Annotated in this window: 27 protein-coding genes; 8 read left to right on the plus strand and 19 right to left on the minus strand. The window is 52.0% G+C overall.

Annotated features, from left to right (window positions below; translation table 11 throughout):
* Window positions 1-2: 2 nt before the first annotated feature.
* Window positions 3-995 (plus strand): polysaccharide deacetylase family protein, encoded by a 993-nt coding sequence (locus ACFQDL_RS01930; protein WP_379907549.1) that lies wholly within the window; start codon window positions 3-5, stop codon window positions 993-995.
* A gap of 27 nt (window positions 996-1022) precedes the next feature.
* Window positions 1023-2240, plus strand: a complete 1218-nt coding sequence (locus tag ACFQDL_RS01935; protein ID WP_379907550.1) for a carboxylate--amine ligase — start codon at window positions 1023-1025, stop codon at window positions 2238-2240.
* An 11-nt stretch (window positions 2241-2251) separates the two neighbouring features.
* Here the strand turns inward: ACFQDL_RS01935 and ACFQDL_RS01940 are convergent, their stop codons facing one another.
* Window positions 2252-2830, minus strand: coding sequence for an arsenate reductase/protein-tyrosine-phosphatase family protein (locus tag ACFQDL_RS01940; RefSeq protein ID WP_379907551.1), 579 nt, complete (start codon window positions 2828-2830; stop codon window positions 2252-2254).
* Window positions 2831-3145: 315 nt separating this feature from the next.
* Here ACFQDL_RS01940 and ACFQDL_RS01945 point away from each other — a divergent pair, with 315 nt between their 5' ends.
* Both ACFQDL_RS01945 and ACFQDL_RS01950 read left to right on the plus strand, forming a co-directional pair.
* On the plus strand, window positions 3146-5335 hold the full coding sequence (locus ACFQDL_RS01945; protein ID WP_379907552.1) for a right-handed parallel beta-helix repeat-containing protein: 2190 nt from the start codon (window positions 3146-3148) through the stop codon (window positions 5333-5335).
* Between the two features lie 4 nt (window positions 5336-5339).
* Window positions 5340-6383, plus strand: a complete 1044-nt coding sequence (locus tag ACFQDL_RS01950; protein WP_379907553.1) for a hypothetical protein — start codon at window positions 5340-5342, stop codon at window positions 6381-6383.
* Between the two features lie 95 nt (window positions 6384-6478).
* On the opposite strand, the gene ACFQDL_RS01955 is transcribed toward ACFQDL_RS01950, so the two are convergent.
* The gene (locus tag ACFQDL_RS01955) at window positions 6479-6820 is read right to left on the minus strand and encodes a hypothetical protein (protein ID WP_379907554.1); all 342 of its coding nucleotides are present in this window, start codon (window positions 6818-6820) and stop codon (window positions 6479-6481) included.
* A gap of 131 nt (window positions 6821-6951) precedes the next feature.
* A complete protein-coding gene (locus ACFQDL_RS01960) occupies window positions 6952-7587 on the minus strand; it encodes a sulfotransferase family protein (RefSeq protein ID WP_379907555.1) in 636 nt (211 codons plus the stop codon).
* A 999-nt stretch (window positions 7588-8586) separates the two neighbouring features.
* Here ACFQDL_RS01960 and ACFQDL_RS01965 point away from each other — a divergent pair.
* From ACFQDL_RS01965 to ACFQDL_RS01980, 4 genes are all read left to right on the plus strand, one after another.
* Window positions 8587-10134 carry an asparagine synthetase B family protein gene (locus tag ACFQDL_RS01965; RefSeq protein WP_379907556.1) on the plus strand — a complete coding sequence of 516 codons (1548 nt, stop codon included), beginning with the start codon at window positions 8587-8589 and terminating at the stop codon, window positions 10132-10134.
* 309 nt (window positions 10135-10443) lie between these two features.
* A complete protein-coding gene (locus ACFQDL_RS01970; protein WP_379907557.1) occupies window positions 10444-11382 on the plus strand; it encodes a glycosyltransferase family 2 protein in 939 nt (312 codons plus the stop codon).
* Window positions 11379-12806 carry a DUF2264 domain-containing protein gene (locus ACFQDL_RS01975; protein ID WP_379907558.1) on the plus strand — a complete coding sequence of 476 codons (1428 nt, stop codon included), beginning with the start codon at window positions 11379-11381 and terminating at the stop codon, window positions 12804-12806. The genes ACFQDL_RS01970 and ACFQDL_RS01975 overlap by 4 nt, the downstream gene beginning before the upstream one ends.
* Window positions 12807-13009: 203 nt before the next feature.
* Window positions 13010-13960 (plus strand): polysaccharide deacetylase family protein, encoded by a 951-nt coding sequence (locus ACFQDL_RS01980; RefSeq protein ID WP_379907559.1) that lies wholly within the window; start codon window positions 13010-13012, stop codon window positions 13958-13960.
* Between the two features lie 2 nt (window positions 13961-13962).
* Here ACFQDL_RS01980 and ACFQDL_RS01985 read toward each other — a convergent pair whose 3' ends face one another.
* From ACFQDL_RS01985 to ACFQDL_RS02060, 16 genes are all read right to left on the minus strand, one after another.
* Window positions 13963-14619: a tetratricopeptide repeat protein gene (locus tag ACFQDL_RS01985; RefSeq protein ID WP_379907560.1), complete on the minus strand. Its 657-nt coding sequence runs from the start codon at window positions 14617-14619 to the stop codon at window positions 13963-13965.
* 66 nt (window positions 14620-14685) lie between these two features.
* Entirely contained in the window at window positions 14686-15549 is an 864-nt protein-coding gene (locus ACFQDL_RS01990; protein WP_379907561.1) for a polysaccharide pyruvyl transferase family protein, read from the minus strand.
* A 13-nt stretch (window positions 15550-15562) separates the two neighbouring features.
* Window positions 15563-16258 carry a glycosyltransferase gene (locus ACFQDL_RS01995; protein WP_379907562.1) on the minus strand — a complete coding sequence of 232 codons (696 nt, stop codon included), beginning with the start codon at window positions 16256-16258 and terminating at the stop codon, window positions 15563-15565.
* A 23-nt stretch (window positions 16259-16281) separates the two neighbouring features.
* Complete coding sequence (locus ACFQDL_RS02000) at window positions 16282-16740, minus strand: hypothetical protein (RefSeq protein WP_379907563.1); 459 nt, start codon at window positions 16738-16740, stop codon at window positions 16282-16284.
* Between the two features lie 114 nt (window positions 16741-16854).
* A complete protein-coding gene (locus ACFQDL_RS02005) occupies window positions 16855-18327 on the minus strand; it encodes an oligosaccharide flippase family protein (protein WP_379907564.1) in 1473 nt (490 codons plus the stop codon).
* A gap of 45 nt (window positions 18328-18372) precedes the next feature.
* Window positions 18373-19377, minus strand: coding sequence for a glycosyltransferase family 2 protein (locus tag ACFQDL_RS02010; RefSeq protein ID WP_379907565.1), 1005 nt, complete (start codon window positions 19375-19377; stop codon window positions 18373-18375).
* A gap of 16 nt (window positions 19378-19393) precedes the next feature.
* Window positions 19394-20713, minus strand: a complete 1320-nt coding sequence (locus ACFQDL_RS02015) for a putative O-glycosylation ligase, exosortase A system-associated (protein WP_379907566.1) — start codon at window positions 20711-20713, stop codon at window positions 19394-19396.
* Between the two features lie 25 nt (window positions 20714-20738).
* Window positions 20739-21368 (minus strand): GNAT family N-acetyltransferase, encoded by a 630-nt coding sequence (locus ACFQDL_RS02020; protein ID WP_379907567.1) that lies wholly within the window; start codon window positions 21366-21368, stop codon window positions 20739-20741.
* Between the two features lie 119 nt (window positions 21369-21487).
* Window positions 21488-22258, minus strand: a complete 771-nt coding sequence (locus tag ACFQDL_RS02025) for a hypothetical protein (protein WP_379907568.1) — start codon at window positions 22256-22258, stop codon at window positions 21488-21490.
* Window positions 22255-22590 (minus strand): hypothetical protein, encoded by a 336-nt coding sequence (locus ACFQDL_RS02030; RefSeq protein WP_379907569.1) that lies wholly within the window; start codon window positions 22588-22590, stop codon window positions 22255-22257. Before ACFQDL_RS02030 ends, ACFQDL_RS02025 begins: the two co-directional genes overlap by 4 nt.
* A gap of 23 nt (window positions 22591-22613) precedes the next feature.
* Window positions 22614-23042, minus strand: coding sequence for a hypothetical protein (locus ACFQDL_RS02035; protein ID WP_379907570.1), 429 nt, complete (start codon window positions 23040-23042; stop codon window positions 22614-22616).
* A 53-nt stretch (window positions 23043-23095) separates the two neighbouring features.
* Window positions 23096-23947: a hydrolase 1, exosortase A system-associated gene (locus tag ACFQDL_RS02040; protein WP_379907571.1), complete on the minus strand. Its 852-nt coding sequence runs from the start codon at window positions 23945-23947 to the stop codon at window positions 23096-23098.
* Entirely contained in the window at window positions 23940-24419 is a 480-nt protein-coding gene (locus ACFQDL_RS02045) for an alpha/beta hydrolase family protein (protein WP_379907572.1), read from the minus strand. The genes ACFQDL_RS02040 and ACFQDL_RS02045 overlap by 8 nt, the downstream gene beginning before the upstream one ends.
* Before the next feature lie 29 nt (window positions 24420-24448).
* Entirely contained in the window at window positions 24449-24754 is a 306-nt protein-coding gene (locus ACFQDL_RS02050; protein ID WP_379907573.1) for a hypothetical protein, read from the minus strand.
* Entirely contained in the window at window positions 24751-24933 is a 183-nt protein-coding gene (locus tag ACFQDL_RS02055) for a phosphopantetheine-binding protein (RefSeq protein WP_379907574.1), read from the minus strand. The genes ACFQDL_RS02050 and ACFQDL_RS02055 overlap by 4 nt, the downstream gene beginning before the upstream one ends.
* Window positions 24934-25015: 82 nt before the next feature.
* Entirely contained in the window at window positions 25016-26764 is a 1749-nt protein-coding gene (locus tag ACFQDL_RS02060; protein ID WP_379907575.1) for an asparagine synthetase B family protein, read from the minus strand.
* Between the last annotated feature and the right edge of the window lie 118 nt (window positions 26765-26882).

Below are 26882 nucleotides of genomic sequence, written 5' to 3' on the forward strand. Positions count from 1 at the left end.
CCATGCAGAAACGGACACAGATCTGTATCACGGTTGATACCGAATTCAGCATTGCCGGCCACTTTCTGGATCCGGAGCGCTATGCGCCTTTGGCTGAGCCGGTCATCTACGGTCGTCGCGGCAGCAAACGGCAAGGGCTGGAATTCCTGCTCGATACCCTGGCCCGGTATGAGATGACGGCATCCTTTTTCATCGAGTGCGCCAACTATTTCTACTTCGGTGACGAGCCGATGCGCAGCGTCGTGAGACGCTTGCAGGCAGCCGGCCAGGACGTTCAGCTGCATATCCATCCTGTCTGGTTGAGCTTCGCCCGGGGGCAGGCGCCCTTTCCCCGCCAGGATAACTGCGACGGACGGGGCTACGAGGAGATCCATCGCGTCATCGCCGTCTGCGCCGATATCTTCGAGCGCTGGGCCGGACACCGGCCGCTCGCGCTGCGTACGGGCAGCCTGCGTGCCGACAGCGATGTTTATCGCGCCATGGCCAACCTCGGTATCCCCATGGCATCCAATATAGCCCTGGGCATTTACCGGCCCGCCGAACCGGCGCTGCAACTCGACTCCGGTCGCCGCCGAATAGAGGGCGTGATGGAACTGCCTGTCTTTACTTATCGGGACAGCAATCTCTTCGGCACCCACAGGAAATCACTGCAGATAACCAGTTGCTCCTGGCCGGAAATGCGGCACCTGCTCTGGACCTCGCGCAGGGCCGGCGTCGAACAGATCCTGCTATTGACCCATCCTTTCGAGTTCATCAAGAAATCGGACTTCCGATACACCCGGGTGACGCGCAACCGTGTCAACCAGAGTCGTCTGGAAAAGTTGTGTCGCTTCATCAAGCGGTACCCGGATGACTTTGTCGCTGTCACCTTCACCGGCCAGAAGACAGCCTGGCTCGGCTCGGAACTGGAGCAGCCATTCGTGCAGATTCCCTCGGTGTTCAGTATCGGCCGCAAACTCCATAACCGGATCAACGACTGGGTATGGGCCTACTGACCCGCCCGCGAGGCGCCCCTCCCCGCTATGAAAACTGCACAGGACAAAGTCATCATTCTCGGCACCGACAGCCAGATCGGACTGTCCCTGATTCGCGAACTGGGACGGCGCAACTGTCACGTTGTCGCCATCGGCCGCTCCAGGGACTCGATAGGGCTGCGATCACGCTATGCGCGGGAGCGTTTCGTCTGGCCCGCGGGCGATGAAAAACGACAGATCGAGTTTCTCAATCAGGTCGCCGGAAGCACCGGCGCACGTTACCTCCTCTGCGTGTCCGAGACCGATATTCTGTTCCTCAACCGCTGTCGCGACCTCCTGGAGCTGACTCCGCTGATTCCCGGCCAGGCGGCCATCGAACGGGTGCTGGACAAACAGCGCACAGCCGGCGCAGCAGCCGAGGTGGGCATCCTTTCGCCCGCAAGCCACTGCATCGACGACCTCGGGGAACTGGACGCCCTTGCCCCTTCACTGCGCTACCCGGTGATCCTGAAGTGGCGAAACCCCCATGAAGTGATGCACGATGCCCGCCGGCAGGGTGTTCCGATCGAGAAGGTGATCTACTGCCACAGCGCCGAACAGCTGGCCGACCGACTCGGTCGTTACGCGCCACTGGGCCAATTCCCGATGATTCAGGCGTACTGCCCGGGTTACGGCCTGGGCCAGTTCTTCTTCATGTACCGCGGCAAGGCCCTGTTGCGTTTCCAGCACCGGCGCATACACGAATGGCCACCCGAAGGCGGCTTCTCGTCACTCTGTGCGGGCGTCCCGCTGGACCGGCACCGCGCCCTGCAGGAGCGATCGATCGCCCTGTTGCGAAAGCTCGACTGGGAAGGCCCCGCGATGGTCGAGTACCGCTACGACGAGCACAGCGATCGCGCGGTGCTGATGGAGGTCAATGGCCGGTTTTGGGGAAGTCTGCCCCTGGCCTATTATTCCAATGCCCCCTTCGGCTGGTACACCTACCAGGTGCTGGGACTGGGACAGGTGCCCGCGGTACCTGAACCGATACGGGATGACATCCAGTGCCGTAATACCCTGATCGAGCTCAAGCGCTTGATTCGCATTCTTTTTCAACGGCAGAAGATCAGGGACAAAAGCCTGAGGTTCAGCCCGTTAAAGGAGGTGACGGGCTTCATTGGCGGGTATTTCAATCCCAGGATGCGCTACTACGTCTTCAGCCTGTCAGACCCCATGCCCCTGTTCGCCGATTGGGCCGCCATGGCGAGGAAAATGATGCGGCGCTAAGGAACCTAACGTCACTCCAATTCCCAAGGCTTGAACGTCCGCTGCGCCAGGTACTGTTTGATCAGGTTTTCGGTGGCATTTTCGATAATGGCGTAGCAGTTATTGAAATACGCCTTGCCATGTATGTGCGGGTCATGAATATGCAACCGCCTGGGCCGGGCCCAGTATCCGAGCAGCGCGATCTGAGCACGGCTTTCGCCCAGCATCGCTTTCAGCCGGTGGGCATGGCGCAACTCCATCACCAGCAACAGGTCCGTGTCGAGCACCTCGAAATCGCTGAAATTCGTGGTCAGATGTGACCGCATGTCCACCCCGCGCTCGAGGGCCGTTTCCACTCCGAGCTCGAATGCCGGCACGCCGGTCGTGGTCGCCAGACCGAAACCTGCACTGGGGATACCGTGATGACGGGCAACACCTTCACCGAAGGGACTGCGACAGATGTTGCCGAGGCAGACGAATACCAGGCGCTCGACTCTGGCGAAATCCACCTGGCGGAATTCGTCATCCAAGCCGGCCCGGGCGCCCATCTCTGTCAGCAGCAGTCGTACCAGGCCCTTGAAGCTGGCAAAGTTGTCGTGGATGTAGGACATCTTGCATCCGGCTTCCATTCATGATCAGGCACTGGATATTTATCCAGAATTCGGATTATAGAACGGCCAGGCGATCTGCGCGAATCACCCCGACCAGAAAAAGTTTCATCGCTGTCAGGGATACAGCCGCCCTGGGTCAGCGTGCCCCTGCCCCACAACAACCTTCTGATTTTTTTGGAAGATCTAATCTTGTCCAAGTGCTTTCATCATCTCCCCGGGACCCAGAGGGATTCGATGGGTCAAGGTGGCCACGCCGATTAGCGTCTAGACTCTGTCATGACCTTGGCAGATGAAAACGTCTGGAGCCCGGATAGCATGAACAAGACGTTACTCGGCGGCGGTGTGATCATCTGTGCGTTACTCGCCGTGAAATTGATCGGCAGCGATCAATTGCCCGACGACGGCGTACAGTCTGATCAGCCCCGTGTCGCCCAGACCGGCCGAAACCTGTCCGACTGCATGGCTGTCTTGAAGGGTCTCGACGGCGGTTGGTGTGAACTCAAGGTAAGCCAGGACAAACCCGGTATCGCCAATGTCTGGCCCGCCAAGCAACGTCGCGTTCAGCACAGCATGGGGCCGAAGGCCGTGCTCATCGCCTGGAGCAGCGCCGCCTGGGACAGAGATAATCAGGCGTTCTATTTCATGGGCGGTGGCGGCCGTGACTATGGTGGCAACGAAGTCTATCGCTTCACGCTAAAGGACGGGACCTGGAAAAGACTCACCAATCCAAGCCCGCTGGATCATTGGACCGGTTCCAGTCGTTCCTTCTGGATCCCTGATATTCGCTCTGTTCCGCCAGCGTCTTACATTAACGACGGGCTTTTGTTCAATCATACGACCGACACCATAATATTGTTGGCCAGCCAACCGGCGAACGGCGCCAGAGTCAGGGAAGAGGACGATGCCGCCCAGGACAGCTTTCTGGAAGACGGGAACGAGCCCCACCAATATGAATTCAATCCCTCGGAATCCGAAAGCCGCAATGGCCTGGCTCCCTTGAGCTGGCGGCGTATTGGAAGCTATCGCTGGTCCAAGCCAAGGAGCGTTCAACTACCCGACGGTACACTGGTGCTCGGCAACAATGAACAGTTGTTCCAGGTCATCCAGGGCAATAATGGCCAACTGCAAGAGCCACGGCTGTTTCACGATGACCATAAGAGTCGCGGAGGCAACGCCGTCTATGATCCACATCGAAAATGGATATGGAGCGTCTACCTTCGGAGCCTGGTTGCTATTGACTCCTCCGGCAGATTGATGCTGGACATAAATCTGCCAATGCACGCCGGCAGGTCCATTGCATTCGATCGGAATCGTAATATTGTCATGTGGGATGGCAACACCCGCATTTTCACGCTCGATCCTGATGATTCATCCCCCGTATGGCGTACCATTAACTGGCCTGAAAATGGGCCGTACGAAGGCGTAAAAGGAGGAGTATTTGGGAAATGGGTTCATCTAGGCAACAACTATTTTGCCGGAATCTCAAATTACAGACACGGAATCTGGATATACAAGCACCCTGAAGATCCGAAATTCGGTCGTCAGTTGTCGGATACCAATATTCAGAAGATAGTCGACCGGGCATTGGAAAACTCGACGGTAAAACTGCCGGCGGGTCTGTACCCTTATGGTTTACGTATCGACAAGCCAATGACACTGGATCTTGAGGGTGTTGAGCTCATGGAAGTCTCTGGCAGCAAGGGAATGCTGAATATTGTCAATAACGGCGGACTGCTAACGATACGGAATTTTGAAGCCAATGCCGATATCGGTACGGCGCAGACGGGCAACTTTGCGGGTATCCGAATAACCGGTGCCAATTTCAATGTCAACCTGGAAAACGTTACGATTCGAAAAACCGCCATCGGTGTCATGACCGACAACCGCGGCGGCAACCTCTCGATCAAGGACAGTATTTTTGAAGATATAGGCTTTTATAAACGAAAAGGTTTAAGCCATATCATTTATGCGGGGGCCATAGACTCTCTGACTGTCGTCAACTCCCGACTGCAAAGAGCCTTGCACCTGGGGCATCTTCTCAAGTCCAGGGCAAAATCCACGACGGTCACAGACAGCCTGTTGCTGGGCTTGCAGAGTCGCCACAGCCGTGTGATCGACCTGTCCTGCGGAGGACGCCTCGAAGTGAAGAACTCTGTTCTGCAAAGTAGTTCACTCACCGACAACCAGGACCTGATTTCCGTCGGTGTCGAAACACCCCAGAATTGCCGTCACGGTTTGCTCGACGGGGATATCGACATACGGGACAGTGTGATTGTTTTCGATCGAGACATGCCCGACGCCAACAATAACCGCCTGTTCACCTGGCGCTCCGGCGTCAAGCACCTTTCCCTGAGCAACAATACCATTATCAACCGAGGCAACAACAATCTTTTGCAACAGGAGGTTGGCGATACCGCCATTGAGGTACAGTCCCAGCACAATGCCATGTTCGAAAACCGAGAGGCGGCTGGACTGAATCCGATACCGGATACGCCGCCAAGATGACGACATGCCAAAGAGCATACCTGAAAGCCCTATTATGAAACTACGCAAATTGTTCAATCTATCTATCAGCAGCTTTTTTATTGCAGGCTTATTCCTCGAGAGTAGCCTGACTTGCGCTGAGCCTCTTACGTCGACAGCATCCACCGAGAAATCTGCATTGTCCAAACTCGCAAATGAAATGAAGCCGGGCGAGTGGGCTGAACTCAAGACTAAACGCCCCGACAAGCTTATGCATGTCTTTGTCGGTTACCGGCCTTCGGGCAAAGCAGCCTGGTATCACATTGCAGGCTGGACGGACGACGGGAAATGGGATCCTAAATCCCGTCAATTCCTGTTTATGGGATTTCGCAAGCAGTACAAGTTTATTGCCTACGCAGAGGACAGCAATGCATGGCGTATCCTTCCCGGTCCCTTTGGCTGGAATACGCCCGACTCTGGAACCTTTAAGGACACCCGCAAGACCAAGTTTGGACACGTATATGGACGCAATGCACTTGATTCAGAGCATGGTATCTTCTATGTAGCCATAAGTGGCTATACGTATGCCTATAATCTGAAAAGCAGCACTTGGACCCGTACCTCAGGCGGAAGCGGCATGAGCATCGAGTATTTCCCCGGGCTGGGTTTGTTGTCACATGATACCGATCCTCAAAGAGGTAAAACAGAATTCCCGCTCGAATTGTTACGTCCTAATAAGAATAATTGGGAGTCATTTACGACCTTGCCATTTTCCGGCTATCACTCGATTTCACATTACAATCCGATACTGGATGAAATGCTCTTTATTGCCGGTAACGATAACCGAAGCGTGGTCACGCTTAAACGCAATGGTCAGCTTTCGAGGAAGAAAGATTTACCATTCGATATGACTATCAGGTATGGCCAAGTGGTAGTAGATCCCAACACCGGACGCTATCTTATTTTCAACCTGGGGTTACTGCATGAATTCAACAGTCAAACCAACGAATACCAACCCGTGAACGACTATCGCCCCCTTGGGGTAAATATGAGATGCCGGTACCTGCAGCAATACCCGAGTTGGGTGTGATTCTGTTTGTAGATAATAGAACCCTGCTATATAAACATAATCCAACAGATGATCAATGACTATTCCATACTATACATCTTCAACATCTCATGCAATTAAATCTTGATACCGTTAAAAAGAACCACCTGCTTTTTAAATTTTGAACTAATAATACGCGCCAGGCTTTTCATATAATTTATCGGGAGATATCTTTTTCTTTTCGATGGAACTGGAAGCAATACTACTTTCGCGAGATGTTCTTCCCCTTTTATTGCCGGTATTAACTTTACTTTTCTATTCGCCAGTCTTACTACTGCCTTATAGTTGATAGCTATTCCTTGCAGTGAAAAGTTAGAAATCGACCAAGTCTCAATTGGGAATAAGGGGGCATCATATTTGAAATACTTGATGCCATCTGAACATATCAAGCTTATAGCATCGGCCAAGTCTTTATTCATTTCTCTTTTCCAGTAATACAATCGACTCCTATCAATACCCCCAACAACCTGTTTTTTCCAAGTCTCCTTTTCAGACCCTACATCTTTTCCTCCACTTGTCGGACTTAACATATTTTTTTCAAAAGTTATTCCTATGAAGTCACATATTCTTCGTAAGTGCTTTTCAGAATCACCAATAAAATCTTCATACCTAATCGAAATAGAATTATGATCGTTTTCAAAAAAACCCGGCTCTTTTCAAACCATTCATTCCAGATATATGCATTACTGACAGGATGATAAGTCCAATTGAGCTTGGACATGGAATTACAGGAATCTCGAGGATCACGTACAATTCTTATAATTTTAGCTTTGGGGAACTCCTTCCTTATTAGGTCTAGAAAAAGAAGATGATTAGGTGTTTTTTCTACCCAAATCGATTTACCCTTTTTATTCAAGTAAATAGAAAAAAAACCATTTAAAACAGCATTAATTGATCTTTCACAGTTTGTCAGAGTATCATACAAATCTTCTGATGATATTTCGAACAATCCAATAACGTTCTGTCCGACCAACTTCACAGATGATATTTTATCCACGGCCTTTTTTGGCCAGTCAGGATCAGCCAGCATCTCTCGCCATTCATCTTCTTTAATTTTTGAAAAAAAATGAGTTTCCGGCCCAGCCCCAACCAACGAATGGGTATTGAGCATCGCAGTAAGCAAAGTAGTACCCGATCTTGGCGGGCCAACCAAAAAACATGGACCAATATCAGATATTTCATTCATTATTAAATCGACCATTTTAAGTAATTTTCATAACCCCTCAAACTTGTCTAAAGACTATATTGTAGCCAAATTCAATTAAACTCTCCCACAACAACCCCCCATAAAATTAATCTTGCATATAGCTCATTCAAAACTCACGCTTATGTCGACGTATCCGTGTAATACTGATCAGGGCTGTGACGGACTTAAAGCAACCGCAGCAGCTAAGTTCCAGGTTCAGCTGCAGTTAACAAGCCGATGGCAGCGATCAGAAATTTAAAATCATTCTGTTCTATTAGAAGCCTCCGCTTATGATAATTATAGTTCATTAAAGCATAGACCATGTTCAACACTAAAGTTGAACATAGCTGGCAAGTACAAGGAGCATATGAGACCTTTTTATACGTTAGCCGTTACGGGCCTAGCCCATGAATTGCGCCTTGGCAATGGCGGCAATCCCTTGGATTTGGACTCCCCTGCTGGCGGCTGTAGAACGTTCTTCAGTTGGTCGCCTGCAAAGAGTCGTAGCGGGACGATAGCGCCTTAGCCCGATCGGTCAGGGTGACACTGTGTAGGGTGACGCCACTGTCGGACGCACTCGATCTGCTGGCAGAAACGCAGATGGTACTGGAACACCAGCAGACGAGCCAGAAAACTCACATCAATCCGACTTTTTCCAGCACATTGTAAGCTGACTACGAAATAGGCACACCAAGTTAATAATATGCCTGATGGTCATCGATATATGGGAACGAAGACAAGATTACTAGCCAATCGATTTCAAACTGAATATAACTTTTCCGAAAACAGGCGGTAAACGTTGCCCGGCACTGACGGACAACTTTGCCGCATTTTACAGGTGTTGAAGCTTGCGCAGACCCTAGACGTCGTCTATTATTTTCTATCAGATAAATTATATACTATGGATATAGTTCTGTTCCTAATATCTAATTCTCAGGTAATTTAAATTTTTGACGATTACAGTCCCAACGTAGAGCAAGTGAATCGGCAAGGAAATACATGCAAACGGATATCCAATTCAAGCAACCAAATGAGCAGGCCTACCTTCACCTGCGAAGAAAAGGCATTGAAATAGATGTCGAAGGCCAGCGACAACGCACAGTTGGTTTTCCCATAGAATCCAGCACGGCTCGCAACAATCCCTACGAGGGTATATATGCTAAATGGGAATGGGACGGCGAGAAACTTAAGGCCAGCAACGATCGTTATGGAATCAAGCCACTGTTCTATTTACTTCATGATAATGGGATTATGATCTCATCATCGATGGTGCCAATACTTGAATCAGGGGTACATCTTATACCCGATTACGCAGGGCTTTCGGTCTTCTTGCGCCTGGGATATTTTGTCGGCAATGATACCCCTTTCCGGGGCGTCAAATTACTTCCCCCAAATTCAACGCTGCATTGGACAAATGGAAAGCTGAACATTGAATCAGGTAATATTGACGGCTGCTTCCAGAATCAAACTGTCAAAAGTTACGAAGATGCGCTGGATGGCTACAGGTACTATTTCTCCGCCGCAATTCGTAAGCGTTCTCCAGAAAACGAAAAATTTATACTACCTTTAAGCGGTGGACGAGACTCTCGCCATATCTTGTTCGAACTTTACCAGCAGGGGTTTCGACCGGAGCGCTGTGTCACACTGCAGTACAGACCACCGGCAACCAACGAAGACGAGCGAATCGCTCGATTGATTTGCGACCGACTTCAACTCGATCATGATATCGTTGAATATCCCAAATCATGGTTCGATGTGGTGTTTTCTGAGTTATCGAAAACGAACTATTGCGGTGGCGGTCACTCCTGGATACTGCCGCTACTCGAATACTATAAAAATAGAGGCCAGAATACGCTTTATGACGGGCTTGCGGGCGATGTGCTTTCCACAGGCCATACCCTTAACAGTAGAAAATTGAAGCTTTTTCTTAACGGTGATTACGACGACCTTGCTGTTGAACTTCTGAATGAAGCTGCGTATGAAGAGTTCAACCGGTCCGCACTGAAGCCGAGCTTTTACCGAGACGTATCATTCGATGCTGCAGTGGAGCATTTAAAGACTGAATTCATAAAACATGAGAATTGCAATAACCCTGCCCTTTCTTATACATTCTGGAACCGCACCAGGAGAGCTGTCGCCAGCATTCCCTATTCGATCTTCTCGCCTATGCAAAAGGTTCATTGCCCTTTTATTGACCATGAATTTTTTGATTTCTGCACCGGCATTCCAGATCATATCACCATGGGTACAGACTTTCATGACGACGTTATCAGAACCTCCTACCCTCGCCTAGCGGATATTCCCTACGAGAACAAGTCGAAAAAAGCCATATACGACAGGGATGCTCGCAGGTACTACCGCCGATCCGTTATAGCCTTTTCAAACTACATTTTCCAGCGCGGTTTTTGCAAATCAGCCTTTCTAAAGGAAACTTTCCTGACACGCCATATTATCAAGGATCTGCTTACCCATAGCCGTGAACAACCCTGGTATCTTCGACGGGCATTATACTTATATGAACTGGAAAAATATCTAAAGCCTGCCTAATCAATGTAAACGGCCTGTTAATCCCCCAGCCTCATCGGCGCGACGGCTCGACAGCCGATCCGGCTCGTAAATTGCGGCTGAACGGCTTTCCGGCCGCACGCCCAACGCTCCACCGGCGCACTTTCGCCGTACCACCGGCTACCAGGCCTGCTGACACCCTTGTTACACCGCTGGCGCTTAGTAGCACCTCAAGGCGGATACCATTAGCTTGATCTTGATACAAAAGTCGACTGTACTACCCTAAGTCAATGGAAATGACCCCTACTTACCCCTCGAATCGTTACGTATGCTTCAGGATGGGATGGCAAGATGCAGGACAACTTCCCCTTGGTATCGATTATCATCCCCCTGTACAACGGTGAGAAGTACATCGGCGAGTGCATTCAGAGCGTCGTCAACCAATGTTACCCCAACAAGGAGATTATCGTTGTCGATGATGGAAGCACCGACGCTTCCCGGCAGATAGTGGAAAGCTTCGGCGACCAGGTCCGCTATCACTACCAACGAAATGCCGGCTCGGCAGTGGCCCGCAATACCGGTATTGAAAATGCCAAGGGGCGCTACGTGGCGTTCAATGACGGAGATGATCTGTGGGCGCCTGACCGCCTGCATCAGCAGGTCCGTTTTCTGGAGGAGCATCCCGAGTACGGGGTCGCTACCGGCCGCTTCCAGCACGTCGACCAGCACTTCAAGCTGGACTCAGCCGTTCCCGTAGACGACAGCTCTCCCCCTGTGATCAACGAGGCGATGTCAGGGTGGGTTTACCATACACTGTTCGAGTGCTCCTGGTACCACATTATCGCCGCTCTCGTTCGTGTAGAGGTGCTCGAACAGGTCCGCTTCAATCCCGACTTTCGGCGTGGCCAGGATTATGACTTCTGGCTGCAACTGGCGCACTATACCCGTATCGCCCAGCTGGAGAGCAACTACGCCTACTACCGCAAGAACGAGAACAGCATCTCTCACAGACCCCACCTGCGCAATTACCGCGCCGAAATCATGGAACACAACCTGCGTACACACGGGGCGAGCAGTCGTGACGGCCGCACCGTCAGCCAGAGCAGGCTCAACCGGCTTTTTTACAACGTCTGGTTCGAGTACGGCTATGAGCTGTTCCTCGCCGGCTGGTATCGCAGGTCTCTGAAAGCCTTCAACACCGCCCGAAGGAGGTCGCCCTTGAGTTTCAGCAGCTACAAGTTCATTGCCCGCTGCCTTCTGAAACTACACAAGGATCGATCACCGGCATGATCCACAGGCGCGACCTGGCGATGATCGCCCGCATGCACAAGCAACTCTGGCACCGAAAGCTGTACGGCAAGGCCCCCTATCGTAGTCGGGATGACCTGCTTAAAAGCCGCTTCGCCGGTCCGGCCGACCATCCCTGCCAGCGGTTCGCAGTCTTGATGCATTATTTCTGGGACGCCCACCGCCACTACCTGCACAGCACCGGTACTCTGGCTTACTACCCGGGCGCAGGCAGTATCTACGGAGCCCGCAACGACGGTATCGAAGGAGTGACACGTTTGCTGCCTCTATGGGCCGCCTGCCGTAACGCCCCCTGTTCCATGCCCTCCCTTCGTGAAGCGATGGACGCGCATATTCGACGAGCACTGGTTAACGGCACCGACCCCGAACATCCAGGCTATTGGGGAGATATTGGCCATCGTTCCACACTGATCTGCGAGGCCGCCGATATCGCTTTGACTGTCTGGCTGATCCGGGACAGCCTGTGGCACCAGTTTGGCGACTCAGAGCGGCAACGGATCTTGAATTGGCTGCAACAGGTAATCGACAAGCAGACCGCAGACAATAACTGGCATCTGTTCGTGATCCTCGTGGACAAGGTCATCGAAGCACTGGTGCCCAGCCACCGGTTCGCCAGCGCCAGCCGCTACCAGCGGGTCAGATCCTTCTACCGGGGCAACGGCTGCTTCGTCGATGGCGAGGACGGTGCGGTCGATCTCTACAATGCATGGGCATTCCACTACGCCCTCTACTGGCTGGACAAGATCGACCGCCAATTCGATCCGCGCTTCATCCATGACGCGATCCAGCAGTTCAGTGCCTGGTACCAATACCTCTTTACCGACAGCGGCGTCGTCCTGTTCGGCCGCAGCCTCTGTTACCGAATGGCCACTCCGGTTCCTCTGCTGATAGCCGCCGAGCTCAACCCTCGTGAGTTCTCCGCCGGCATGGCGCTGGCGGCACTGGACAATTGCTGGCGCTACTTCATCCTGCAGGGCGGAGTGTGCCTGGGACGGCCGACGCAGGGAGTATTCGGCGATGATCAGACCTGGCTGGATCCCTACAGCGGCCCTGCCAGCTCTTTCTGGTCCACTCGCTCCCTGGTGGTTTTCTATCACCAGTCACTATCGACCGATTGGTCACGGATCCACCCTATTCCGCTACCCGCCCAAGAACGCCAGGTAGAGATCCAGGTCAGTGAAGCCGGATTGCGACTGGCCACCTTCCCCGACAAAGGATTCAGTCAGGTTATATTCTATGATCACCTCTACGCGCGCGAAGACATAGCCCTAAAACACCAGACTCTTCGGGACAAGGTCAGGCAGTGGGCCTACGGGGTAGCCTACCGACCGTCCAACAACCTGCTCAAGCAGGGTTTGCGAGAATTCGACTCCCGGCTCGATGCCTACCGCCGCGACAGGCCTTGAAAGTCCCGAAGCGCCGGGACCTGGCCTAATTCCCTCGGGTACAGTCCCGCCCAGTGCTGGATGACCTATAATTTATGCGCCCTAATCAACAACATGTCTCTGAATCCAGGCGGTTTCACCGTCGGCACAGTTTTCGGTCGAGACTACAAACGCCTGCAGACGGGTTCGTTTCAAGTCGGTGGGCAAACAAAACCAGGGATCAGATGATGTTCCATCAACTTCTGACGCTGCTTTCGCTTCCCATCAGCCGGAACAAGCTCAGTATCCTGAACTACCACCAGGTCCTCACCACACCCGACCCGCTACGGCCCTGGGAACCGGACTGCGTCAAATTCGACTGGCAGATGAAGTTGCTCAGTCGACACTTCCGGCCACTGGCCCTTCTCGATGCCCTGGATCGACTCGACAGCGATACGCTGCCGTCGCGGGCCGTCTGCGTGACGCTGGATGATGGTTACCGGAGCAACCTTGAAGTGGCTCTTCCAATCCTGGATCGCTACCAGGTCCCGGCGACGGTGTTCGTGGCCACGGCATTCAGTGATGGTGAAAACATGTGGAACGACCGGATAATCGATCTGCTCGCCGGCCTAAGAAGCGACACCATCGACCTGGAGCCGGTGGAACTGGGGCGCTGTACCCTCGACGGTATCGCGACACGACGCCATCTGGCGAACCGGATCATCGACCAGTTGAAGTATCTTGCCGTTGAAGACAGGCTGACCAAGGTGGATGAACTAATTGAAGTCAACGGCAGCATCCACGAAACGCGCAAGATGATGTGCGCCGAAGAGGTGGCCAGGCTTTCACGGAGCGGGATCGAAATCGGCGGCCATACCCATAATCATCCGATCCTCAAGGGAATGAGGCCGGAACAGCAACGCGAAGAGGTCGCTCGCAACAAAGCTCTGCTGGAGGAATGGACGGGCAAGCCGGTGCTGGGATTTGCGTACCCCAATGGACGCTTCGGCAAGGATATGGACGAGGAAAGCCTCGCTATTATCAGAGAACTGGGATTTCGATATGCGGTCTCCACAGATGCAGGTTTTACCGCCCGGAACACCAACCGTTTCGCCCTCAGGCGTTTCACACCCTGGGACGCCAATCCGGTGAAATTTCACGCCCGAATGATTCTGAATCTTCGCAACGTCCCCTAGTTTTATTCATTGGACACCTTCTGATCCAATAGTAAATTTTTCAGTCCAGAGAGTGGATATCCTTTTTTATAAGCCTGAGCTGCATGAAATTCAGCACTCTTTATGTCACCTACCTTTAGATAAGCCAACCCAATATTATAATGCACCTCAGCAGAATCCTCAATATCAAGCGCTTTCCTGTAGTTTTCTATTGACGCCTTGTAATCTTCCTTCCCGAATAGATAAATTCCGTAGATATGATAAACCCTGTGATCTGAAGGTTTAAATTCTATTGCCCTGACAAAAAAACAGTCTATTTTTTCCTGAACGAATGGATCATATTTGACAGTTTCGTAATCACTATATTTTACAAGAGTCATCAAAGCAGGATAGTGATTAGGAAATTTTCTCAAGGTATAGCCAATATCTCCCATTATTGAACCAGTTTCCCCTCCCTTATTCAAAGACCTTACCTTCTCTGTAAAGTGTCGTCTTTCGACCGTCCCAAGCATTCTAGCTCGCTGTCTTTCATCAGTGTAGTCGTAAGGACCATACTTTTCGTCATAAACACTTCCACAATCCCCAAGTGAATATGAAGAAAATGCCAAAACTCCACCTAAAAAAGCAACCTTAGTGGCAGTTTTCAAACCTGTAAGGAGCTTCAATCTACTTATCAACATAACTCACCCTCTTTAATAAGGACATCTGTTTTAATGGGAAATTTTATTTTTATCATAAATAGCCTCCTAAGACATTTCTTTCTTCAAAATCTCTATTGACTCCAGTATTTGATCAACTCGTTTCGACAGCAGCTCTTCATTACTGAGGCACCACTCTTCCCTGTTAGTTTTGAGCTTGACGCCTCCTATTATAGATTCAAGCCTCTTTTTTAGGCTTCCCCGCCATGAAGTGTCATCATAAAAGTTCGGTAAAGTTATAAAATCGGAGTGCATATCCAAAGATCCCAACCAATCGTTCCACTTAAAATCATGGGTATCTTTCTCGTGTTCTTTATTGCTAATCCGTATTGGCTTCCATGGAATGCGGAAGGCATCGGCGAGTATTGCACCATGCATAGCTTCTGCATAAACATAATCACAACCAAGTAGTTTTTGTATAAAAATCTCAGGAGGCTGCTTTACTGATATAACGTCAAGCTCAGCCACCCCACCTAATAATCGAGCATACTCAAAATTCGTATGAAGGTAAGGAACGAGACCAACTCTTCCACTTTTACGTCTAGACTTTTTAAGAGTCGAATATACCAAAGGTGTCAAGATTGCCGGATCAGATATATATTTAATCTCAGGAATACCCAACGCTTTAACTGTATTAGGCCCTCTTACAAACCTTATATCCCATGAACCATCCGACATGTCAGGAACAGTATCACTGGACCTCGCCCCTGCGCCAAAAACTATTTTTGAGCGAATAGCATCAAATCTATTATCAAGCACTGAGCCTATACCAATCAAAGCAGTTTCCGAATCGCCCCGTATATAACCATTAAAGAAATACCCCCAAACAATCAAATTTAAATCATCACCAACGTTGCCGCCACTGGCCTCATAATAAGCAATCCTGAATCCACCGCCATTATTTTTAAACATAAACCCAACCATTTCAAGAATTCAAGAAGGCATCAGACATCTTTCCCACAATGGCATTCAACGTATATTCACGCTTGATTACGTCACGCGCTTTAACCCCAATATTGTTTCTCCTGCCAGCATCATTCATCAAGTCTAAACACGCAGCTGCAAACTGTTCTTCATCATCAGCCAAAATGATTTCATGATCATTAACGACTGCTATACCCTCAACTCCAACAGTCGTCGACACTACGGCTTTTCCATAACTCATTGCTTCTAGAATCTTGATCCGCGTTCCACCGCCAAACCGAATCGGTGAAATGAAGAAGTGGCACTTCCCGAAGTAAGGTTCGACCGAGTCGACGCCTCCCGTAACGGTCACTCCCGGGGTGTTGCCGAGATCCCTGACCTGCTGGTCCGGGTCGAAGCCCACCAAAGTAACCGACAACGGCCTGAGACTCTTTTCTTTGATTTTCGGCAGAATATTTTCGACAAACCAGATGACCGCATCCTTGTTGGGCAGGTACCTCATCGCCCCCACAAACAGGATATTGATTTCATCCTGATCGTCGCTAACATGAGTAGCTTTTTCCGGCAAAGGGACACAGTTTGGAATTACTACGATCTTGGCTCGATGTTGTTGCCGATCAAGACGCTGCTTGTCTTCTTCGGAACAGCTCAACACGACATCGAACGAATTTAGAAACTGTGTTTCCAGCCAGAGCAACTGCCTTATCCTGAGTTTCTGGATCACCCGATACTCGAAGCCCACTTCATCGGCCTTTTTTCGAGTTCACGTCGCAAGGCGATTGACTCGATGTCGTCATAGTCTACAACTTTATGCCAGCCCTTCTTTACGCTTCCTTCTCTTTCAAGAGCGTCAAATAAAACAGCCATCCGGATTCGAAAGCAAAACACATTATTAGCTCCGGAGTCATTGATAAAATCAGCAATCAACTTCATCGCCGATGGCACGGGAATATTGCGCCGAAAACTGGGCTGAATCAACTCGTTTAGACAGGCAGCCATTGGCATACCCAGCCCCAAGAGGGGGCGCCTGACCTCGGGCCCAATAAAAATCACGTCACGACATAACTCGGTCAAATGAGCGGGCATGTGTTTAATCCGCTCATGCGGTTTGATCACAACGAGGTAGACATCAAACTCCTGCCTGAGCGCCTTCAGGTGGTTCGCCGCCCGTCGCTGCACCCCCAGCCGTTTTCATCGGGAACCGTCGGTGAAAGCATGACCACTTTTTTCATAAGGCTCCTCGAAAGTTAAAATCACCTACCGGTAAGCTATAAGTAAAAATCCAAGTTCATATCATTTAGCGTTCTGACGAAAGCGCGAAAAACAGATACGATTGAGAGTACCGATCAAAGTGAGCACCTCCATCTTCATCGGGTGCCGCAGAACAAAAACCCCGGTAAGCCAACCGACACCGGCAAGCAGACCGCTTACCGCCAGAATGGGAAAATGGTAACCTGATAAACCATTGCTCATAGCATAGAAAACCGCCAGAGCCGGCCCCAAACAAGAGCAGGGAACCAGCATCAGAGAAGGAAAGACTGTCCTCATGTGGTCTACAAAGCGTAGCCCGAAAGTACGATACAGGGCTCGCTGCACACAGAGGATCTGGGCCATCGTCACCAGTCCGAACAATCTCACAACATCCTCGAGACTCAGCCAGATGGAACTGAGCAGAACCAGAACCTGGACAGCCTGAATCACTGATTCGACCGCCAGATTGCGTTTCACTTCGCCAGCGGCGATCAACGACAAACTATAGAAAGTATAGGGCGTCAACACCATCGCATAGACACAAATCAGCGACGCCAGGGGCGCCGAACGTTCCCACTGACTGCCGAACAGAAACAGGATGAGGGGCTCGGCCAAAACCGCCATAACAGCCAGAATCGGAGCCATGATAGCGACCAGGTAGCACATCGACCGGCTAAACAGCTCAGCGCCATTCACCCCACTCCTGAGTTCACTGGCGAAGGTCGGGAAATAGACCGAACGGACCAGGGCGATAACCCGGGCGATCAGCATCTTTTTCAGGCCGTTGGCCCGGCTCAAGAATGCCACTTCGACGAAACCGAGGGTACGCCCCAGTATCAGGTCGGGCGCCCCGCTGCCCAGCTCCCGGATGATCGAGGCCAGGCTCGCCAGAGACCCGAATCTGAACGCCTCGCCGATACCCCGGACGGTCGGCCACATAATGATCTCCCCGGGCCTGACACAATTCAGCCACACAACCTTGACGACGTGCGCCACCAGGGCTCCCCAGGCCATGCTCAGGTAACTTTGCCCGGCAAAGGCGCATCCGATAGTCACGACGGTCTGCACCAGGTTGGTGAGCCAGAGGTTGGTCGCCAGGTAGTGAAACTGAAGCTCCCGCTGCATAAGCGCCAGCAGTGGCGTGCCGAATGGGAGGATAAGAAAATTGATGCAGAGAATGCTCAAAACCTCGGCAACCCCGGGATGGTCATAAAGGCGTGCAAGCGGTTCGCGGGCCATGAACAAGACAAAGGCCAGAAGCCAGGAGGAATAGAGGGTGACCGAAAAAGCCGCCCTGAACTCTTTTCGCCCCACCTCCCTGGCTTGTACAAGGTACTGGCCGACGCCGAAGTCCCGAAATATATGCGCCATTCCCAGTACGGCCACGGATACCGAGTAGACGCCAATTTCCAATGGGGTCAGCAGTCGCGATACCACGACTACACTGCCAAAGCTGAGCAGAAAGGAAATGAGGTGGGCAATCCCCATCTGGCTGAGATTTTTTCTGACAGCCATAGCTGCTACACCTCCCTCAACTTCTGCCGCCCCGGCCAGGATCCCCTACACACTTGATTTCACCTTGCTCCACACTAGCTGTAATAGATTTGGGACGAACATCAGGATGAAGGCCGGATCGGTCCTGGACGCTCGCAGCACCAGGCTCCAGTCGAGTTTCTGTCCCGTCTTCAACAGGTGGACAATGCTGGCAACCAGCGAGTAGCGGGTATCCGCCAGTTGTTTGGCGACAAAGGCGCGGTGGCTGTCCTCCAGACTCAACTCTGCCAGTATACATTTGGAAAGATTCAGGTAGTTGGTCAGCAACACCAACGATTTTGGAGTTCCCCAGGCGGCACTATCAAAGATATTGATGCCGAGTCCCTCATCGACCAGTATATGGGAACTAAAGGCCACCTTATTCGTCATTTGACTCAGCGCAAGCTTAAACAACCGGTCCTGACCATTGAATAACCGTGTACTGAACCTCAGATTCGGAGCGACATCAAGTCGGTAAACCAGCGCTGATGTACTGATAATGTTGCTCCGTTTGATAGCATAGCTAAGAAAGTCGCCAGAGAAGGCGTACAGCGACCGCTCACCGTCCAGCATTTGATGATCGGAAGCAACCAGGTCGAGCCCGTCTTCGGACTTCCATTCAAATCGCGTATACTCGAAGCCAACTCGACGACTGTTGGCAAAAAAGATGTCATACCCTCGCTCCATGGCGCCCATGGCGTGAAGCAGGAAATCTTCCCGCCAACAATCGTCGGAATCAACGAAAGCCACATAGCGAGTACCCATGGGCATATGATTCAAACCATTATTCCTTGCAGCTCCTGGTCCCGCATTTTCCTGATTCAAGACGATAATCTCTTGACCTTCCCGAAATAAACCAACCAACTCCTCGCGCGCAGGAACAGGAGAAGAATCGTCGACGACTATTACCTGAATACAGAAGCCGCCCCGTTGGGAGAATATCGATTCAACACACTTTTTCAAAAGCCCCCTATTTGATTGATAGTAGGGTATAACAACACTGACTAACTGAGAACAATTCGAATCACCCATACATTTCACCAGCTATTTAAACCGTATGCTCTACTAGCCTGTTTCGTTCATAGGACCACTTCTTGTTTTTATTTTCGGCATGCAACTTGCTAACTTCCTTCTTAACAATGACATAAACTGCGGTGATCGTGATTACAAAATGATAGGGCAAGTCGAAATATGCCAATGACAAAAAAGCCCCACCGACAAAATAGGCAACCAAAGAAACCTGAAGATAACGACACAATAAACCTGCCCAATGAAGGGACTCTATATTTTTCGTCATTCTTGTTATCTTGCTAGCCATAATCCATGTAAAAAGAAAAACCATTAAATAACTAATGAATGCCAACCAACCATGCTTACCCAAAACCTGTATATAGTTACTGTGAAATGCAACAAAATCGTTTGGGTTAGGCGCATAAATCAGAAAGTTACTTGGGGTTTCAGCATTAAAGCCTTGTGAGAAAGGGTGTGAAAAAGACATATTTATGCCCGCTCTCCATGCATTCAACCTGCTGGCAGAGGAACCGTCTCTTACTTCTCCGACCTCTTCGTCCACAAAAATCGTACTCATTCGCTGGTGCCAATGGTCTGGCATAAACGCATAAACAGTCGGCAGCAGAGTGAGAATAACTACAAAGGAAACAAGCTTTTTATTGGACTTTGCCAACAAAAACAGAGCACATGCAATGATTGTCAAGAAAGCGCCTCTCGACTGAGAACCAAAAGCGGCTATTACCATCAGTGAAGCACACAACAGGAATAAATATTTTATACGTTTATCCGTCTGAATAGCACTAAAATAAACGAAAATAGGGGCCACCATTAAATTGGTAACCGCCATCGCATTATTCTCTTCAAAGAAGCTTTCACTGGGCCCATAAACGCGAAACTCTCCTCCGGTAAGAATTGTAAAAACACCACCCTTTATGCCATAAAAACCGATACTTAAGGCCACGACAAGCAATGCCAGTTCAATTCTTTTTCTGGAGGTCAACATGGCAAGTATAACTAGCGTCATGAGCTGAATCTTGAAAACTTTCATCGCCAACATATTCACAAAGGGCGTTTTATCGTGAAGCACCCAAGACAAAAACATCATCAAGTAGAATACGAACAACCAGACAATCGGCTTTTCAAACGGAATTACTTTCGGCTCTCTACTCATTAAAAACGCAACGATGGTCGCAATACCTATCACCATCGCCACTGGAAAACTCTGCATAAACCCCCAGGTGTGAGTTTGTGGCAACATGTAACTCACCCAGCACCACATGAGCACACCGAAAAATGGCCGCCTGAATATCAGGGGAATAGAGCCAGTGATTATTATAAGAAGAAGAATATCACGCACGAATAGCTCTCCATTTTAACTGACTTTAACTAATTCCAGCGCCATTAATTCCGAAAAAATACTTTTTTAATTTGGATAGCTCGTTAATTAGTAAAACAACTAAACCCGAAGGGCGGCGATAGTTGACAATCTGAACGCCATACAGACACCTACTCCGCTCCATCCACTCCATTTTAAAAGCATCCAAACCGGTTAAGAAATCTATTTTCTTGACGTTATCTATTTCTATTACTCGCTCGATCATTTTCGTAGTAAGTAGCGTACCAGGTGACAGGCTTTTAAAAGCCCTGTCATAAGCAAGTTTATAAATATAAGCCGTACGATTAGCCACCACCCATAACTGTACGGCAATAGCCTTACCCTCCAACTCAAGAACACCCAGCCTAAGACTATCTTTTTTAGCGCACATACGCGCAAAGCCATTGATAAATTCAGGGTATGGTTCCTGGGCTTTCCAGCTACTGGCATATACACGATGATAGTCTTTCAGTTTTGACTCAATCGTCTCTAGTTCTGTATAGATGGATAGCTCCCAGTTCCCGACTGCGTCCAGTTTTTTGAACTTCCGCTTAATCGTATTAACCACACGTGACGGCCGCTGAGAAAGATAACTTTCATAACCCCCACATGGTTCATGATAGAAATTCTTGGTCATAAAATAATCGAACCTGGAGCTTTTCACTCCATTTATCTTCAGCAAGTCGTCCCTGGCCTCGCCACTGACAGGAAAAATATCAATCAGATCCCATCCCCGAATCTCTTTCCAGAGATATCTCAGGAAATAGCCGTAAGCAGCCTCCTGGTCGTAAGATCTGGATCAATAATGATGTCAAATATCGGAGTGTAGTAGTTCGATAACCCGGTGAGTTTTCGTACCTTGACGCCATGAAAATGTGACTCGCTCCGCCACATGGGTAAAACGGCCACTGCTCGGCCACACGAGTCGATAAGGCACAGGAACAGTACGTCTTCCACACCGGTCGCAACCGTTGCACTGAAATTTTCAAACCAGTCGCGCCCCAAAAATATCGAGTCCCGCTCCTTGTCCTCAAGCAGCTTCAGAAAGATCTTGGGCAGGGCATCGATGCTCGGATAACTGGCTACCCGCAAATCAGCTTGAATTTCGTTCTGCTGTCCTGTAAGACGCCTGGCCCCGGAGCGCGACATCCGGTATAAGGCCTTGCGCGAACACCGAAGGAAGGGCCTGATATCGCACCGGCTGTAATAGCTGAATACAGGACGTCTTGCATCGCTGCGGCCCGGCAAGAAGAGCGGAAGATGCTTGATCGGACCAAATGCATCCCGTTCGCTGTCAAACCAGATGGTCGGCGTATAATCCCTTCCGTTGTCCGGCGCGCCTTGTCCTGTCGAAACAAGGTACTCGATCGCTGGCAGATCACAGCCCGCCCGGATGCAAAGCCCTAGCCAGAAATCGGTGCGCCCCACCGTCGGCTCTATAACCCAGTAGCGTCCATTATCGTCCCGCTTGAACTCCAGCGACACCGGCCCGCACATGTTCAATCCCTCGAAGAAGGACTTCGTCATTTGACATAGTTCAGGCATGTCGACAGACACCGCAACCGTGGTCTGTCCCAACGCCGGCGGGTAGGACGCCAGCTTGTTACCCTCAAAGCTTGCAAAAGGTCCCCCTTGTCCAGGTAGAGCGCGCAGAAGTAAAGATCCTTGTCTGTGCCGCCGACCCACTCCTGAACGAGAAAAGGATAGTCCCCGGGATAGCTGGCGACCACGGCCTCCAGTTCCGAGACCGACATGCATTTGATCGCCTTGAAGCCGGACTGGGGGTTGGCAGGCTTGATGATGAAAGGCGGCCTCAACGAGCCCACTCGAATTCTCGGATCATCCGACTCTTCCAGCACCACAGATGCCGGATAGTTGAGGCCTACTTCTTTGCACCGACCTTCGATGTTGCTCTTGAGCAGAAGTTTCTGGACCTGATCGACGCAGCCTTCCCAACTGAGGATAAATGCCCCCTGAGCCGGCCAATGTGCCTGGCGATTACGCGCACATTGTTATCATTGGAGGGAAACAGCACGATATCGCGCGATGAGGGTATCCGTTCTCGAAAAGCCAGCAGGTTATCGACCAGGGAGTCGTCCTTGATGCTCTCCACATAGTGGATAACGGCAGAATTGGTCAGCGCACCCGGTATCGCCGAATTGGCTTCAAAGGCGTGTACCTCGACTCCCAGGCGTTGCAGTGACCGTGCGATAGCCAGTCCGTGACTGCAAAGGCCTACCACCAGGGCACAAGGTGCGTTCTGAGGAAGTGTCATCCCGATTCCTGCCTTGCACTTTTGTTGCTCAATCATGCCAACCGCCGGCGGCGGCGTTTCCCAATGGCCGGCATCAACGCATTCATGGCCTACTCCCTGAAACTGAAAACAAAGGTCCGGGTCTGCCGCGCCACCCACTCCTTCGCCTGCCGGCTCGAACATGTATGATCCGCTTCATCCAGGCAAACCCGGGAAACCGGTCGTTCCTCGAGTAGCTGTGCCCAGGCAGGGTCCCGGGCGAGCTGCAGGGAAAACTCTTGAGCCGTCAGATCGTTGCCGCTCAACAGTAGCAGCACCTTGCCCCGGTAGTGCCTCAAGCCATCCAACATGCGCTGCTGATAACAGCGGTCAGAGGCGGCTCTGGTGTCGGCCGCGCCTTTATCACCGACCAGCGCCTGCCAAACCGTGCCAGCGAAGCCTCTTGCGCCGCCGAGAAGGTTTCCTTTACCCTGGAGCGCCTTGCGCCAAAAACCCGGATCCAGAAGCCGACGCCTGTAATAATGGGAGACCCGGGCCTTGGCCTTCGCTTGACGATTCTCAAGCCAGGGATTCAGTAGTACGAGGCCTGCCAGGCGCGGATCCCGGTGAGCGTATATCAGCGCCGCGGAAGCACCGTCGCACAATCCCCAGAGAACGATTTTCTCGAGCTCCGGACACTGTTGCTGGAAACAGTCGACGGCAGCGGCTATGTCGGCATCCAGTTCATCGAATGCCTTCTTCTCCCCGCTGCTGTCGCCCATGCCGGTGACATCGAAGCGCAGCACGGGAATCCCCTGACCTGCCAGCGCCCTCGCCAAATGAACGAATTGACGGTGGCTCCCGACCCGATATTGGGGACCGCCCACCACCACAATCACCCCGATACTTGCTCGGTCAACCGCATGCAGGATAGCCGAGAGCTGCTGCCCCTGGCTCGTGAAACAGAGGGCGTGTTCAGGCATGGCACACCCCGTCGGCCTGCTTCAGACATTTCACCGTCAGGGTACTCAGACACTCTGCATCGTACGTATCCGGTACTTGCCAGAACGGAACGCCGGAGCACAGCTCTACGGTCAGCCTGTCAGCGGGCCATTGCTCGTGGAGCTTGGCGACAACCTGTGGCAGCTTCTCCCTCGCGGCTTCGATCCAGATAACACCGACCCCATCCATCCAGGCCGAGGGCTGCAATGAAAGAGCACTGATCTGCGAGACCAATGCCGGCGTCATCGAATAGCCGGCCACTTCCACGACCTCCCCTTCCAGACAACGCCGGTGCCAGTTGATCCTGTCGCCCCCGCGCCCCAGCATCATCTCGTTCATCTGCTTGAGACGAAAAAACTGACTCATCGACTGGTGACCATCGATGACCGGCTTCCAGAGCAGAAGTCGGTTCACCGTCTCGGGGCCACGATCGTCGAGGTAGTGCGTCGCCAACAAGGCACCCAGGCGCAACCCCCAAAGTGTCACCGAGAATCGTCGCTTTTGCCCGATCCATGCCAGAGCTGCGTCGATGTCGTCGAGCCAGCCGGATACAGTGGCTGCATCGATTTCCCCTCGCTGTCTCCGGTACCGAAGTAATCCAGCAGTACGACAAAATAGCCGCACTCGGCCAGCATCCGGGCTTGTCTGGCCACCACCGCACGGGAAAGATTCATCTCTTCCGCAAACGCCGGCAGGAACAGCACCGCCTGGGCAGCGGCACTGTTACCGAAGGTGGCCAGGTACAGGCGCCCCTGCCTCCCGGCGATGAAGCATCCCCGGCAATTCACCTCTCCACCTGCTCCGTTACCAGGTTCACCAGGCTCCCCAGGGTTTCAAAACGCTCGGCGCTGACGTCATCATCATCGATCAGGATGCCGAACTCTTCCTCCAGGGTGGTAAGAAAGGTCAGGATGGCCATCGAGTCCAGCTCGGCAACGTGTCCGATCAGAGGCGAATCGCGATCCATCGAAGCGATATCCCCCGGGCCGTGGCGGCCACCAGTAGATTCTTGACAGTTGTTTCGTAATCCATATTCCGGTTTCCCTGCGTCAATGATGGCGATCGAGCCACAACGCCAGCACCATCAACACCCACACCAGCTCGCCATAATAGCTGGCATGCTCGCTGCGATGGCGATGGATCGCCTCGTCGATAAACCCCTTCTGGAACAGATCGAAGCGCTCGAGGGAATCGATTGCCTCGTAAGCCAGCTCTTGCAGCGGCGGATGCTCCCTGATCCAGAGTCCGAACGGCAGTCCAAATCCGTGCTTGGTCTTGTGAATGATCTTGTCCGGCAGAAATCCGTCCATGGCCCGCTTGTACAGACGGCGCAGATTGCCGCGGCTCAACTTGATGCCCGCCGGGACCCGCAGCGAAAAATCCACCAGGCGGTCGTCCAGCATCGGATAGACCACCTCGATCCCGGCCAGCCGGCACATGCTGTTGACCTTGACCAGGTCGTTGTCCGCCAGGGTATGTTTCCAGTCGAGATACAGCAGACGATCCAGCGGGCTGGCCTCGGCCAGCCCATCATAGAGCTGCTGACACTGGCGATCCGGCTCGAACAGGTCGGCAACCTCGACGACACTGGCTGAAAATGCCGCTTCCCGATCGAGCCTGTTCAAGAAATTGAAGTACTGAAGATTCTCCGGAACCGTCATCTTCAACTGCCGGGTAAAGCTCTTGGCTTTGCCCAGCAACGCCGGCGAATCCGGCAGCGGGGAACGCAACAGCGCGAGATCGAGCAGACCGATCAGCGGCCCGAGCCACTGCCGCCAGCACTCCATTTGCAGTTGCGTGGCATAGCGTTTATTGCCGGCGAAGAGTTCGTCGCCGCCGTCACCGGCGATCATCCGTTCGATCCCCCGGGACCTGGCCAGTTGCGCGCAGAAAAAGGTTGGAATCACCGAGCTGTTGCCGAAGGGTTGATCCAGACTGGCGACCACCTTCGGCAGTGACGCTACGACGTCATCGGGTGTCAAGTAATATTCATGACCGCGGAGGCCGAAATGCGCCACTGCCGTGCGGGCATAATCGATTTCATTGTATTGCTCTATCGGAAAACCGATGGAGAATACATCGGGGTTCGGGATCGATCGGGACACCAGCCCGGCCAGACTGGAGCTGTCCAGGCCGCCGCTGAGAAAGCAGCCGGTCTTGTCCCGGGTGCAGTAATCGGGCACGACTTCCTGCATCAGACCAAACAGCTCGTCGGCCATCTCCTGTTCGCTCCGCGGCGCCTGCTGACCGAACACCGGCTGCCACCAGGTCTCGGTCGACAGCACGCCCTGCTGCCAGAGAACCCGCTCGGCGGGCCCGAGACAATAGAGGTCCTCATAGAGGGTCCCCGGGCTCGGGATCATGTGGTGGTACAGATAATTGACCACCGCCTGGCGGGAGAGCGTCAGAGGTTCGGTACCCGCGTCGCGGAAGCTTTGCAGGCTGTCCGCCACGATCAGGCCCGAGGAATCTGATCGATAGTAGAGTCGATGCGTGGCAAAACGGTCGGCGAAAAGCTGGCAGGTGCCGGCTTCCCGGTCATCGATAATCACTGCGTAGTGGCCGCTCAACCGCTGAATAAACCGGCTGCCGTGATTGCGATAGAGTTGCCCGATCCATTCGGGCGCAGCCGGGCATCTGCCGTCTCTCTGCAGCGGCTGGCCGTAACAGAAGACCTCGCAGCCATAGGCGGTCGCTCGCTGCCACCGGCTGCTGGCGTCGCGACCATTCGAATCACGGGTGAGAACCCGAACCGCGGTATCTGCGGATTCCCTTGTCAATTCTGCGCTGTCCGGCATCGTCGGTGCTCTTGCCCATTGGGCTTCGCCTTCAACCTTTACGCAGTGTAGTACGCATCTTTGCGACAGGTCGGTGCCAAGGGCCGGAGTGTGCAAAAATTCGCCAACACCTCATCGC

Origin of the sequence: Marinobacterium aestuariivivens (assembly GCF_042661465.1) — a bacterium.
Classification (GTDB): Bacteria; Pseudomonadota; Gammaproteobacteria; order Pseudomonadales; family Balneatricaceae; genus Marinobacterium_A; species Marinobacterium_A aestuariivivens.